The sequence below is a fragment of the Nonomuraea sp. B12E4 genome, assembly GCF_039871825.1.
GTDB lineage: Bacteria > Actinomycetota > Actinomycetes > Streptosporangiales > Streptosporangiaceae > Nonomuraea.
The window spans coordinates 14,331-27,837 of the sequence record NZ_JBDPME010000032.1; the positions used below are offsets into that span (position 1 = coordinate 14,331).

Annotated in this window: 12 protein-coding genes; 2 read left to right on the forward strand and 10 right to left on the reverse strand. The window is 69.1% G+C overall.

What is annotated here, in order from left to right; all coding sequences use genetic code 11:
* The first annotated feature begins 296 nt into the window (after window positions 1–296).
* Window positions 297–1,313 (forward strand): adenosine deaminase, encoded by a 1,017-nt coding sequence (locus ABGB18_RS41760; protein ID WP_347701224.1) that lies wholly within the window; start codon window positions 297–299, stop codon window positions 1,311–1,313.
* On the opposite strand, the gene ABGB18_RS41765 is transcribed toward ABGB18_RS41760, so the two are convergent.
* Together ABGB18_RS41765 and ABGB18_RS41770 are read right to left on the reverse strand one after the other, a co-directional pair.
* Entirely contained in the window at window positions 1,302–2,204 is a 903-nt protein-coding gene (locus ABGB18_RS41765; RefSeq protein WP_347701225.1) for a hypothetical protein, read from the reverse strand. The genes ABGB18_RS41760 and ABGB18_RS41765 overlap by 12 nt on opposite strands.
* Complete coding sequence (locus ABGB18_RS41770; RefSeq protein ID WP_347701226.1) at window positions 2,191–2,730, reverse strand: RNA polymerase sigma factor; 540 nt, start codon at window positions 2,728–2,730, stop codon at window positions 2,191–2,193. The genes ABGB18_RS41765 and ABGB18_RS41770 overlap by 14 nt, the downstream gene beginning before the upstream one ends.
* 363 nt (window positions 2,731–3,093) lie before the next feature.
* On the opposite strand from ABGB18_RS41770, the gene ABGB18_RS41775 reads away from it, so the two are divergent.
* Entirely contained in the window at window positions 3,094–3,828 is a 735-nt protein-coding gene (locus ABGB18_RS41775) for a class I SAM-dependent methyltransferase (RefSeq protein ID WP_347701227.1), read from the forward strand.
* Between the two features lie 42 nt (window positions 3,829–3,870).
* On the opposite strand, the gene ABGB18_RS41780 is transcribed toward ABGB18_RS41775, so the two are convergent.
* The 8 genes from ABGB18_RS41780 to ABGB18_RS41815 all read right to left on the reverse strand — a co-directional run bounded on the left by ABGB18_RS41780 (window position 3,871) and on the right by ABGB18_RS41815 (window position 13,460).
* Window positions 3,871–4,755 carry a carbohydrate ABC transporter permease gene (locus tag ABGB18_RS41780; protein ID WP_347701228.1) on the reverse strand — a complete coding sequence of 295 codons (885 nt, stop codon included), beginning with the start codon at window positions 4,753–4,755 and terminating at the stop codon, window positions 3,871–3,873.
* Window positions 4,755–5,639, reverse strand: a complete 885-nt coding sequence (locus ABGB18_RS41785; RefSeq protein ID WP_347701229.1) for a sugar ABC transporter permease — start codon at window positions 5,637–5,639, stop codon at window positions 4,755–4,757. The genes ABGB18_RS41780 and ABGB18_RS41785 overlap by 1 nt, the downstream gene beginning before the upstream one ends.
* Before the next feature lie 61 nt (window positions 5,640–5,700).
* Entirely contained in the window at window positions 5,701–6,966 is a 1,266-nt protein-coding gene (locus ABGB18_RS41790; RefSeq protein WP_347701230.1) for an extracellular solute-binding protein, read from the reverse strand.
* 208 nt (window positions 6,967–7,174) lie between these two features.
* A complete protein-coding gene (locus tag ABGB18_RS41795; protein ID WP_347701231.1) occupies window positions 7,175–9,061 on the reverse strand; it encodes an acyl-CoA dehydrogenase family protein in 1,887 nt (628 codons plus the stop codon).
* 424 nt (window positions 9,062–9,485) lie between these two features.
* On the reverse strand, window positions 9,486–10,631 hold the full coding sequence (locus ABGB18_RS41800; protein ID WP_347701232.1) for an acetyl-CoA C-acetyltransferase: 1,146 nt from the start codon (window positions 10,629–10,631) through the stop codon (window positions 9,486–9,488).
* Between the two features lie 68 nt (window positions 10,632–10,699).
* Window positions 10,700–11,362 carry a hypothetical protein gene (locus tag ABGB18_RS41805; protein WP_347701233.1) on the reverse strand — a complete coding sequence of 221 codons (663 nt, stop codon included), beginning with the start codon at window positions 11,360–11,362 and terminating at the stop codon, window positions 10,700–10,702.
* A 14-nt stretch (window positions 11,363–11,376) separates the two neighbouring features.
* Complete coding sequence (locus ABGB18_RS41810; RefSeq protein ID WP_347701234.1) at window positions 11,377–12,138, reverse strand: class F sortase; 762 nt, start codon at window positions 12,136–12,138, stop codon at window positions 11,377–11,379.
* Between the two features lie 5 nt (window positions 12,139–12,143).
* Complete coding sequence (locus ABGB18_RS41815) at window positions 12,144–13,460, reverse strand: hypothetical protein (protein ID WP_347701235.1); 1,317 nt, start codon at window positions 13,458–13,460, stop codon at window positions 12,144–12,146.
* Window positions 13,461–13,507 lie beyond the last annotated feature (47 nt).

Below are 13,507 nucleotides of genomic sequence, written 5' to 3' on the forward strand. Positions count from 1 at the left end.
CGTGCGTTCCGCCGGCCTCCCTGCCCAAGACCACGGCCATCCCCGCCCGAAGTCATCCCAACGCCTTCCACGATCTTCTTCAGCTCGGCCGGGCCGTCGACCTCCTTGACGTAGCCGGGGCTCAGGCACACCTGCCCCATACGAGCCCTTCCGGCAGGCAGTCGAGGCAGCGCGGTGCTCCGAGCGGCGAGAAACTCCTCGCACGCCGCCTCGTCGTCGCCTGTCATGAGTGAGGGTCCCCTTTCGCCCTCCTCAACGCGCGAGTCCCGGCCGAGGTTGAGTGGCAAGATATGCCAATGGCACGGCCCCTGAACATGCTCCCCAAAGCCCATCTCCATCTGCACTTCACCGGCTCCATGCGACATTCCACGCTGATCGAGCTGGCCAGGGAGCAGGGGCTGCACCTGCCCGACGCCCTGGAGCAGGACTGGCCGCCCAAGCTGCGGGCGACGGACGAGCGCGGGTGGTTCAGGTTCCAGCGGCTGTACGACATCGCCAGGTCGGTGCTGACCCGGCCCGAATACGTCTACCGGCTGGTCCGCGAGACGGCGGAGGACGAGGTGGCGGCCGGGTCGCGGTGGCTGGAGATCCAGGTGGACCCGTCGGGATACGCGCAGCGGTTCGGCGGGCTGACGGCCACGCTGGAGCTGATGCTGGACGCGGTCCACCAGGCGGCGCGGCACGCGGGGATCGGGATGGCGGTGATCGTGGCGGCCAACCGGACCCGGCATCCGCTCGACGCGAACACGCTGGCCCGGCTCGCCGTCCAGTACGCCGACCAGGGCGTGGTGGGGTTCGGGCTGTCCAACGACGAGCGGCGGGGCGAGGCGCGCGACTTCGAGCGGGCCTTCAGGATCGCCAGGCGGGGCGGGCTGCTGTCCGTGCCGCACGGGGGCGAGCTGATGGGGCCGCGCAGCGTGGCGCAGTGCGTGGACGACCTGGGCGCCGACCGGGTGGGGCACGGGGTGCGCGCGGCGGAGGACGCGCGACTGCTGGAGCGGCTGGCCGACCGGCAGATCCCCTGCGAGGTCTGCCCGACCTCCAACGTGGGGCTGGGGGTGGCCGAGCGGGCCGCCGACGTGCCGGTGCGGCGGATGTTCGACGCGGGCGTGCCGATCGCGCTGGGGGCCGATGACCCGTTGCTGTTCGGCACGCGGCTGTTGCGCCAGTACGAACTGGCCCGCGACGTCCTCGGCTTCGGCGAGGCCGAGGTGGCCGAGCTGGCCCGCCAGTCCGTACGCGCGTCGGCGGCCCCCGAAGCGGTGCGCAACGAGTTGCTCAAGGGCGTGGACGAATGGCTTTCACCTGAGTGACCCGGCGATGCGCACGGCCTCCTCGCGGGTCTTGACGCCTTCCAGCCGGTAGCTGACGGAGCCCTGCTGCCAGATGAGGGTGGCGGCGGCCTGGCGCAGGGGCACCTCGGTGCCGTCCTGGCGCTTGATGTAGCCCAGGGGGTGCTCGCCGGACAACCACCAGGCCATGTACGGGCCGACCCTGGTGTACTCGGGCATGGGCGGGGCGAGCTTCTTGAAGAAGAACGCGTCCATCTCCTGGAACTGGTCGAACCGGATGCCGCCCGGCCAGAACATCGACACGATGCGGTTGCCGTCGGCGACCGTGGTCCGCTGCGGCGCGCCGAGCTCGGCCGGCCTCATGATCTGGAACGTCACCCCGCGGGGAGGCTCCTGCCCGGAGATGGTGCGCTCGCCGGGCAGGGGTGCCGTGGTGGTGACGGGCTCGGGCGGGGTGGCGCCGAGCTGGATCTCGATCCCGGCCAGGCGCAGGATGTGCGCCACGGCCGCCCGTCCCTGAGGGGTGGCGGCGGTGACGGCGATGACGACGATCACCACGGCCGCGACGATCTTCCACCGCGCCCGCCTGCCCCGCCGCGCCGGCGGCCGGCGGCTGTCGTCCCGCCGCCCCGGCGTCCCGGGGCGCGGCCCGACCGATCCGGGGCGCGGCCCGACTGTCCCGGTGAAGGGCCCGTGCTCCGGATCCGGCCCCTCGTCGTCCTCCGCGGGCTCCCGGGTTCCGTCCTCCGAAGTGGATTCGGGGGTGGATCCGGGGGTGGATCCGGGGGTGGATTCGAGGCGGGCGCGGACGGCGGCGGCCACGTCGGCCGGAGGCGGGCTGGGGACGTCGAGAAGGTCGCCCAGGGCCAGCAGTTCGGCCTCCAGGTCGTCGTAAGGCTCAGGCGAGTTCATTGCCCACCTCCTCCCTCAGCCGGGCCAGCCCCCGATGGGTGCTGGACTTCACGGTGCCGACGGGCCAGTCGAGCACCTGCGCGGTTTCCGCTTCCGTCAGTTGTAAGAAGTACCGGCAGACGACGGCCTGGCGTTCCCGCTCGGGCAACCCCCGTACGGCCGCCAGCAGGCGCGCCCGCCGGTCGGCGGCCACGGCCGCGCCCTCGGGGTCATCGGGGGCCGTGAGCTCGACCGTGGCGCCGAGCCGTACGGTGAGCTCGGAGCGGCGCCCCCGCGACCGGGTCAGGTTGTGCGTCTCGTTGGCCACGATGCGCAGCAGCCACGGCCGGAAGGGCGCGTCCCGGCGGAAGGACGCCAGATGCCGGAACGCCTTGACGAACGCCTCCTGCACCACGTCCTCGGCCTCGTCGCCCGCGCCGAGCAGGGCGGCGGTGCGGTGGGCGAGCACGCTGTAGCGGGCGACCAGCGTCTCGTAGGCCGAGAGGTCACCGTCGAGGGCGCGGGCGACCGCCTCGTCGTCGTTCATCGCGAGTCAGATTCCACCGCATCGGAGGCCACGCCGGGAAGGGTTCTGAGCTGTTGGTCATGTATTTATCAAGATTTGTCGGTGGTGGGTCGGTGGGGTGCGAAACGGCCGGTTGGCGTTCCTTGCCGCGCTGGTGGGGCGGCGTGTCGCCGGGAGCGGCCGGGAGACGTGAAGCCCGGTCGTGAGCCTCCTCCCGGCGGGGCTGGCGACCATGAAGAGTCAACCCCGCACCGGGATACCGGGCAAGATGGGAGACCTTCGTTCAGTGACGGGCGACTCACGGAGAACAGTCGAACCTCAGTGAACCGGCATTAGACTCGGGCAATCTCCAAAATCTCATGAGCCCCTTGAAGGAACGGGATTATGTCTTCTGGGTATGACCGTGTAGTGCAACCGGCGGCCGGTGACGAGGCCCTGGAGAACCACCTGGGTGGGGACGAGGCCAAGAACTACCGGCAGTACGAGTTCGACATGGTCGCACCCCATGTCGGCCGCTCGATGCTGGAGATCGGCTCGGGGCTCGGCCACTTCGCGGAGCAGTTCCTGCCCCGGCTCGACCGGCTGGTCGTGAGCGACTTCGACCCCTACTGCGTCGAGCAGTTGGAGAAGCGCTTCGCCGACCGCGACGAGATCGGGGTGCTGCAGTTCGGCCTGCCCACCGACATCCCGCTGGAGGACAAGGTCGACACCGTCGTCCTGATGAACGTCCTGGAGCACATCGAGGAGGACGCCGAGGCCCTGCGCTCGCTGGCGCGCGTCACGCAGCCGGGCGGGCGGATCATCATCTGGGTGCCCGGCTACCCGCAGCTCTACGGCGACTTCGACCGCAAGGTCGGCCACGTCCAGCGTTACACACCGAAGACGCTCGGCCGGACGGTCGCCAAGGCCGGGCTCGACGTCGACGTGCTCAAGCCGATCAACTTCCTGGGCGGCATCGCCTGGTGGGCGGCCGTGCGCCGGGGCGGTGTCGGCTACCCCGACCCGCGCCTGGTCAAGGTCTACGACCGTACGGTGGTCCCGCTGACCCGCCTGATCGAGCGTTTCATCCGCCCGCCGTTCGGCCAGACGGTGTTCTGCGTGGCCCGCGTGCCCGGATAGGCGCCCGCCCGGGCCGCCACCGCGTGACAGTGGCGGCCGGGGTCACTTGATCGAACCGGCGGTGAGCCCGCCGACCACCTTCCGCTCGATCAGGGCGAACAGGATGATCACCGGGATGGTGGCGATCACGGAGCCGGCGAACAGGTTCTGCCAGTCCACCTGATACTGGCCGATGAAGGAGTTGAGAGCCACGGTCAGCGGCTGGTTCTCCGGCGTCGTGGTCAGGGTCAGCGCGACCACGAACTCGTTCCAGGCGGCGATGAACGTGAAGATCAGCGCGGTGATGACCCCCGGCAGGGCCAGCGGCAGCGTGATCCGGAACAGCGCCCCGAAGCGCCCGTTCCCGTCGATGAACGCCGCCTCCTCCAGCTCCCGCGGGATCGAGGCGAAGTACGCGTTCAGGATCCACACCGCGAACGCCAGGTTGAACCCCCCGTTGACCAGGATCAGCGACCAGATCGAGTCCACCAGCCCGAACTGGAAGAACTCCCGGTAGATGCCGACCAGCATGGCCGTGGGCTGGAACATCTGGGTGATCAGCACCAGGATCAGGAACGCGGTGCGCCCCCGGAAGTTGTGCCGGGCCGAGTAGTACGCCGCCGGCAACGCCACCAGCAGCACCAGCACCGTCGAGCCCGCGGCGACCTTCAGCGTCACCCACAGGTTCCCGGCCAGCCCGCTGGTCCAGAAGTCGGCGAGGTTGGACCAGACCCACTCCTTCGGCCAGAACGACACGTCCCGCAGCGACTCCTGGGAGCGCAGCGAGGTGAGCAGCATCACCAGGTACGGGAATAGGAAGAGGAACGAGACGACGTAGGCGGCGGCCGCGACGATCACCGTCTTGAGCCGGGGCATCCGGCGCGGCGCGACCGGCCTGACGTGCGGGCGCGGCTCGGTGGCCCGCGCCGGTGCCGTGCCGACGGCCATCACGCCACCTCCTTGTTCCAGCGCGACACCTTGAGGAAGATCACGGTCAGCACGATCACCATGGCGAAGTTGACGACGGACATGGCGGCCGACTCACCGATGTCCGAGCCCTTGAGAATGAACATGAAGATGGTCGAGGTGGCCGTCGAGTAGCCCGGCTGGCCGTGGGTCATCGCCCAGATGATCGGGAAGCTGTTGAAGACGTTCATGATGTTGATCAGGGCCGCCACGGTGAGCGCTGGGCGCAGCAGCGGCAGCGTGATCGACCAGTACGTACGCATCCGCCCGGCGCCGTCCATCTTGGCCGCCTCATAGACGTCGGCGGGGATGGTCGCCAGCCCGGCCAGCAGCGCGTACGTGGTGAACGGCACCGACACGAAGATCGCCACGAACACCAGCCAGGGCATGGCCGTGGCGGCGTCACCGAGCTGGTCGGCCGCGGCCCCGCCCATCGCGTCGATCAGCCCCAGTTTCACCCGGATCTGGTTGATCACCCCGACCTCGGGGTCGAGCATCCACTTGAAGATGATCGCCGTCATCAGCACCGAGGCCGCCCACGGCGCGATCAGCGCCCAGCGGGCCACCTTGCGCAGCGGGAACCGCTGGTTGAAGAGCTGGGCGAGGGCCAGCGAGATCAGCACGGTGAGCACGACGACCGCTACCACCCAGATCACGCTACGCACCATGATGTCGGCGAAGTCCTGCTCGCCGAACAGCTTGTCGTAGTTGGCCGTCCCGTTGCCCCCCTGCACGATGCCGAACCGGCTGATCTTGAGGAACGACGACCTGATCATCTCGATCACGGGCCAGAGCACGACCAGCGCGATCAGCACCACGGCGGGCCCGACCCAGGCGAGGGGCTCCAGGGCGCGCAACCTTCTCATGTATTACCTTCCACGAGGGCACGGCCGGCGCGTCCGCCGGCCGTGCGCCTGCCAGCTCGGATCAGCCGGCCGCTTCGGCGGTCTTCTGCAGGTCACCGAGGACCTTGGCCGGATCGTCCGCGACGGCCCCGCCGATGGTCTGCTTGATCGCCGCGCTCACCGCGGGCCACTGGTGGTCCTGGAACGGGTAGAAGCTGGCGTTGGGCAGCGCGTCGAGGAACGGCTTGAGCTTCTCGTCGCTGCCCAGCTTCTGCAGGCCGCCGTTGGTGACGGGCAGCAGCTTGTAGAGGTCGGAGATCTTCTGCGCGGCGCTGCCGGTGTAGAAGAAGTCGAAGAACTTCTTGATCTCGGCGGCGTGGCCGTTCTTGTTGAAGGCCATGATCCAGTCCATGACGCCGAGCGTGGTGTCGAGCGGGCCGGACTTGCCGGGGATCGGCACGATGCCGTAGTTCTTCAGGCCGGCCGCGTCGAAGATCGGGATGGACATGGGGCCGCCGTTGACCATGCCGACCTTGCCGGCGCCGAAGTCCTCCCAGACGGTCTTGCGGTCCTTGGTGCCGGGGTTCGGGGTGGTCAGGCCCGCGTCGACGAGGCCCTTCAGGTAGGTGAACGTCTCGACGTTCTGCGGCGAGTTGATCGCCCACTTGCCGGATGCGTCCTTGTAGGCGCCACCGTTGCCGAGCATCCACAGGAACGACTCGGCCTGGGCCTCCTCCTGACCGAGCGGCAGGCCGAACGGCTGCGTCACGCCGGCCGCCTTCAGCTTCTCGGCGGCGGCCTTGAGCTCGTCCCAGGTCTTCGGCGGCTCGGCGACGCCGGCCTTGGAGAACAGGTCCTTGTTGTAGAACAGGGCGCGGGCCGAGGAGACGAACGGGATGCCGTACGCGGTGCCGTCCACCTTGCCGAACTCGGCGAACTTCTGCAGCATGTCGCCGGAGACGTTCGGGGACAGGACCTCGTCCACCTTGTAGAGCAGGCCGTCGGAGACGAAGCCGGAATAGTCGCCGGTCTGCAGGATGTCGGGCACCTGGCCGTTCTGGACCATGGTGGCGACCTGCTTGTCGATGTCGTTCCAGTTGATGACGGTGACATCGACCTTGATGTTGGGGTTGGCCGCCTGGAACTCGTCCACGACGCCCTTCCAGAACGTCTCGCCCGAGTTCGGCTTGCCGGGGCCGTCGCCGTAGTCGGCGGCGACCATCTTCAGCGTGACCTGGCCGCCGGCGGACGCCTGGTCGTCTCCCCCGCCACCCGAGCCGCCGGAGCCGCAACCGGCCAGGACCAGCAACGTGGCGAGGCCGAGCGCGGCGCCACCTGCAAGCTTCATGTTCACTGGAGATACCGCCTTCTCGTCGGACGGGCGACGCTGGTCCGTACCAGCCAACGGACCCCGCCCAGGGGAATGGGGCGTGCGAGCCACGGCTCAACACGTTTGCGCCAGCGTAAGCCCGGGTTCACGAGGCGGTCTATACCGGATCATCTCGGTTTGACAACACTCAGGCGGGATTGGAGGCGACCCCGGTCTAGACCGGATATCAGACGATCTTGCGCCGGACGCTCTCCCCTCCCTGCGGCGTGCCGATCCACGGCCCGTCCACGGACGGGTCGAGAATGCCCTCCTCCAGGAAGCCGTAGCGGCCCTCCAGCACGTAGGAGGCCAGCCGCACGTCCTGGGTGTCGCTGTTGTCCCAGAGCCGCTCGAACAGCGACTCCACGCGGCGGCGGGCCTGCTGGCAGAACGTGTCGGCCAGCTCGTACGGCCGGCGCCCGAGATCCCTGGAGTCCTCCTCCGCCTTGACGCAGGCGGCCGTCATGGCGAACAGCTCGGCCCCGATGTCCACGATCCGGCCGAGGAACGACTGCTTGTGCTCCAGCCTGCCCTGCCAGCGGGACATGCCGTAGAAGGTGGACCTGGCCAGCTTCCTGCTGGTCCGCTCCACGAAGCGCAGGTGCCCTGCCAGCGGGCCGAACTCCGCGTACGAGGTCGGCAGGTTGCCGGTGCCCGCCACCAGGGTCGGCAGCCACTTGGCGTAGAAACGGCTGGCCCGGCGCAGGGCCTGGGCGCGCTCCTGGCGGGAGGCCTCGGGGTTGATCAGCTCGCCGGCGGCCGACAGGTGGGCGTCCACGGCCTCCCGAGTGATCATCAGGTGCATGATCTCCGAGGAGCCCTCGAAGATGCGGTTGATGCGGGAGTCGCGCAGCATCTGCTCGGCGGGCACGCCGCGCTCGCCGCGGGCCACGAGCGACTCGGCGGTCTCGTAGCCGCGCCCGCCCCTGAGCTGGACCAGCTCGTCCAGCACCCGGTAGCCCATCTCGGAGGCGTAGAGCTTGGCCAGGGCGGCCTCGATCCTGATGTCGTTGCGCCGGTCGTCGGCCAGGCGGCTGGTGAGTTCGCAGACGGCTTCGAGCGCGTACGCGGTGGCCGCGACGAAGGCGACCTTGGTGGCCACGGCCTCGTGCCGGCCGATGTTGCGCCCCCACTGGACGCGCTCGCCGCACCACTCGCGGGCGATCTTGACGGCCCACTTGGCGTTGCCCGCGCAGGTGGCCGGCAGGGACAGGCGGCCGGTGTTCAGCGTGGTGAGCGCGATCTTCAGGCCCTCGCCCTCGCGCCCGATGAGGTTCTTGGCCGGCACCCTGACCTGCGAGAACTCGGTGACGCCGTTCTCGATCCCGCGCAGCCCCATGAAGCCGTTGCGCCGCTTTACCGTGATGCCCGGGGAATCGGCCTCGACCACGAACGCGCTGATCTTCTTGCCCGTCCTGGCCATGACGACCAGGAGGTCGGCGACGACGCCGTTCGTCGTCCACAGCTTGACGCCGTCGAGCACGTAGTCGTCACCGTCGCGGACGGCGGTGGTGGACAGGCGGGCGGGGTCGGAGCCGACGTCGGGCTCGGTCAGCAGGAACGCCGAGATCTCGCCCGCGGCGCACCTGGGCAGGAACTCCCGCTTCTGCTCCTCGGTGCCGAACAGCTTGAGCGGCTGCGGCACCCCGATCGACTGGTGCGCCGACAGCAGCGTGGCCAGCGCCGGGCAGTAGGAGCCGACGAGCATGAGAGCGCGGCAGTAGTACAGGTAGGGGAGCCCCAGGCCGCCGTACTCCTCGCCGATGGTGATCCCGAACGCCCCGAGCCTGGCCAGGCCCTTCACCACCTCGTCGGGCACCTGGGCGGTCCGTTCGATGAGCGCGGGATCGACGTGCGCGTCCAGGTAGCGCCGTACGGCCCGGACGAACTCCTCGCCCCGCTGGGCCGCCTCGCCGGACAGCGTCGGCACCGGATGCACCAGATCCAGCCGGAAGTCACCGAGGTAGAGCTGTTTGGCGAAGCTGGGCCGCGTCCACTCCTTCTCGCGGGCCTGCTCGCCGACCTCCCGCGACTCGGCGTATTTGGCGTGCTCGGCCTTGGCGTGCTGGGTCATGGCACCTCCCGACGATGCGCCCTCCTGTGCCCTGAGTACTGCCCGCTTGACGGCGGTCTGCGCCGCCGGGGCTGGATTTAATTCGGTTGCACGGGGTGGCGGCGACCCCCTACCGTCATGGACATGCGCCTTTACCTGTAATTCGCACCCTGACCCAGTCCATCGAGACGCGGGCTTGCCGACCGGCCTATCCATCGAGCCGGCGTCGTGAGTTACGTAAAGGAGCCTTCCGCATGCGAGTTCGTGCCAGTAAGAAAAAGGGCGTTCCGCACCTGCCCCTGACGCGGCCGATGCCCAAGATGCCGCAGCGGCCGATCATGCCGCCCCGCCGCATCCCGCCGAAGGGCCGCTAGACAACTACCGGGATGGTAGTTAGCGGGCGTCGCCTCCCCCGTACGCCTGGAGGCGGCGCCCGCACCCTTTCTCAGAGCCGTTCGATGATCGTGACGTTGGCCTGGCCGCCGCCCTCGCACATCGTCTGGAGTCCGTACCGGCCGCCCGAGCGCTCCAGCTCGTGCAGCAGCTTGGTCATCAGGATCGCGCCCGTGCCGCCGAGCGGGTGGCCGAGCGCGATCGCGCCGCCGTTGGGATTGACCCGGGCCGGGTCGGCGCCGAGCTCCTTCATCCAGGCCAGCGGCACCGGCGCGAACGCCTCGTTGATCTCCACGACGTCGATCTCATCGATCGACATGCCCGCCTTCTTCAGCGCCCGCTGGGTGGCGGGGATGGGCGCGGTCAGCATGTAGACCGGGTCGTCGCCCATGAGCGCGAGCTGGTGGATGCGGGCGCGCGGGGTCAGCCCGTGCTCCCTGACCGCCTGCTCGGAGGCGATCAGCACCGCGCCCGCGCCGTCGGAGATCTGCGAGGAGGTGGCGGCGGTGATCTGCCCGCCCTCCTTGAGGGTCTTCAGCCCGGCCATCTTCTCCAGGGTCGTGTCGGCCCGCGGGCCCTCGTCGTCCTCGACCCCGTTGACGGGCGCGATCTGGTCCCTGAAGTAGCCGTTCGCGACGGCCTTGGCGGCCCGCTGGTGGGACTCGAAGGCGTACTGCTCCAGCACCTCGCGCGTGTAGCCCCACTTCTCGCACATCAGCTCCGCGCCGCGGAACTGCGAGATCTCCTGCTTGCCATACCGTTCGACCCACTTGTCGCCGAACGGGAAGGGCATGCCCTTCTCCAGCGCGGCCGTGATCGGCGAGCCCATGGGGACGATGCTCATCGACTCGACACCGGCCGCCACCACGAGGTCCTGGGTGCCCGACATGACCCCCTGGGCGGCGAAGTGGATCGACTGCTGCGAGGAGCCGCACTGCCGGTCGATGGTCACCCCGGCGGTGGTCTCCGGCAACCCCGCCGACAACCAGGCATTGCGCGCGATGTCCATGCTCTGGGGGCCGAACTGCATGACGCACCCCATGATCACGTCCTCGACCGCCTCGGGATCGACCCCGGTGCGGTCGACCAGCGCCCTCAGCGTGTGAGCGGCCAGGTCAGTGGGGTGGACGGTGGACAGACCGCCCTTCTTCTTGCCGACGGGGGTGCGGACCGCCCCGACGATGTACGCCTCTGCCACGGTGCCTCCTGAAACCGAGCATTATTCGGTTACTAGGGGCAGACTACAGCAGAACGACGTTCTGGGCTTCAGGCGGGCGGCTCCAGGTCCTCCGCCACGTCGATCCTGAACCGCCACCGGTCCACGGCCAGGCCGTTCAGCGCCTCCGACAGCTCCAGGGCCAGCGTCCCCAGCTTGACCGGCTCGTCGCCGCGCAGCTCGATCGCGGTCAGTTCGGTGGCGAAGGGCAGCAGTTCCTGCGCGACCGGCGGCCGGCCCTTCTCCGGGACCAGTACGGCCTTGACGTCCCCCGCGACGAACGTGAACTCGTCGTCCTCCTGCGGCTCCAGCAGCGGGGCCAGCTCCTCGGCCGTGGGGCGGGCCGGGAGGATGACGGCGGGCCCGTACCCCTCGCCGTCGGCCGGGTCGCTCACCTCACCCCGGGTCACCGCCAGGCCCTTGAGCCGGAAGGCCAGGCCCTCGGCGAGGTAGCGGTCGAAGAAGTTCAGCGGGAGCGGCCCCTCGGCGGCCACCCTGACCGCCCAGGCATTCTCCAGCTCGCCGCCCGTCAGCTCGGCCTCGGCCTCCACCGGGGCGCACACCCGGACGTCGGACGCCACGATGTCGTCGCCGTCCTGCCTGGCGCTCGGGTCGGCGAGCTGGAGGATGCGCAACAGCTCGCCCGGATCGGGTTTGGCGGGCAGGACCGCCGTCGGGCCAGTACGCAGTCGCCGCTTCGCCATCCAGCCCATGCCCGCCTCCGCGCTCAGCTTCGATAGGACCTAGTCATCGTCGCGTAGACGATGATGTTGTCGTTGTAGTGCCCGATGCTGCGGTCGTACGTGCCGCCGCAGGTGATGAGGTGGAGCTGGGCGTTCTCCTGTGCCCCGTAGACGCGCTGCGTCGGGAACGTCTTCTTGCTGGCCTGCTCGACCCCGCCGACCGTGAAGACGGCGGTGGTCCTGTCCTGCCGCTTGACCTCGATGGTGTCGCCGTTCTTGATCTGGTAGAGACGGCTGAACACGGCGGGGCGCGTCCGGGTGTCCTTGTGCCCGAGCAGCACCGCCGGGCCCTTCTCCCCCGGGGTGGACATGTTCCGGTACCACCCGACCAGGTTGGGGTCGTTGGCCGCCGGCACCTCGATCGTGCCGTCCTTCTCCAGCCCGACGGACTCGACCGGGGCGTTGATCCCCAGCCGCTTGATCACGATCCGGACGGGGGTGGAGGGCAGCATCGGCGGGGCCGGGTGGATCTCCGGCAACGGCGGCGGCACATCCGGGTCCGCCTGGAACAGCGCCTGCTGCGGCTCCCCTGACGCCTTCCCGTCCGGCTGCACCTGGAGATCCAGGGTGTCCCTGTTGGCGGCCAGGCCGTACTCGTCGGGGGACCTGAGCACGATCAGCAGGCCGGCCACGACGGTCACGACACCGACGATGGCAGCCGCGATCAGCACGGTCCTCAGCGCCGTGCTGCTCTTGTCCTGCGGCGGCGGCACCTGCTCGCCGCCGTACGAGTAATGCCCGGCCACTTCCGTCAACCTCGGATGGAACGACGACGCATGATCAGACCGCCGGCCGCGGCGGCGCCGATCAGGACGGTGCCGGTCAGGATGAACATCCGACCGTCAGGACCCATCATGCCACCGCCACCGGTGTCCGCCCCGGCCTTGGGGGTCTGGGAGGTCCTCCGACTGGTGGGCGTAACCGTCACCGTCGCGGTGCTGGTTCTCGTGCCCGTGGGAGTGGGGGTGGTGTTGGTCGGGGTGGGAGTGGTGTTGGTGGGGGTCGGACTCGACGTGGCGGCCGCCACCTGGAACGTGAAGGTCGGGAGGTTGGTCGTGGGAGCCGTGCACTTGATCGCCGGAGCGGTCGTGGTGCCGGTCGTTGCGGCACCGAAGACCAGGTCACCAGGGGTGAGGGTCACCGTGCCGGTGCTGGTGGGCTTGAGCTTCACGGTGACGCTGGAGATGGTCCTTATTTCGTTGCCCGTAACGCCGGTGAGGCTGGCTTCCCCGCTCGCGCTGGCCGGCGAACCCGCACCGCTCGCCTTGACAGTGGCGAAGATCTTCGGGGTGCCGGTGGGGAAACCAGTGGGGATCGGCAGCGGGTCACTGCCAGTTTCGATGGTGTTCGTCCAGGTGATCTGGGCGTCCGCGTTGGCGGTGGCGTTGGTCGGCGTCGTCATTGCGACCCTGATGTCGACCTCAGCGGGATAGTCGTCCTCGGGGTCGCTGGCGGTGTCGGGAGAGAGGTTGCAGTTGTAGGTGACGACTTCATCCCCGTTGTTGCCACCGCCACCCGTCCCGATGGGCACGTCAAGGACCTCGGTGGTGGAGCTCGGAGTGCACGTTGTTGCGACGGTCGAAGCGTTTGCCAGAGCAAGCCGCAACTCACCGGGCCGCACGCTGACCTTGGACGTCGTTGCGGCGGCCACGGAGACCTTGTACACCACGCTGCTTGCCTGGACATCGGTCGTATTGGCCGGGACCTGCGCACCGGTCTTCGGACCTGTGTCGGTGACAGTGCCGCCCGTTGGCGTCAGCGCCAACGTGGCCTGCACTGTGGTCGCCGTCTGAGGACCGTCAGTGAGTGTGAGCGTTGGGATGTTCACCTTCAATTCGAAGGTCTGGCCTGCCGTTACCGAGTCCGGTGCACTGAGGCCGACCTGGAGCGTCGGGTTGGTGAAGGGCCCGTTACTACACGTGTAGCTGAACTGCTTGGTCACGTCTGCCGAGGCTGCTGTCGGCGTCGAGAGTATGAAGACCGAGCCGACGAAGGCGATGAGCGTGCTCGCGAGCCCCAGGGTCGAGGTCTTGTGGGCGAGGCGGCGCCACGCCTGGGACGTAAGCACGAGTCCATCTCCGTTTCACACCATTGGCAACAGTCGTGCCAGAATTC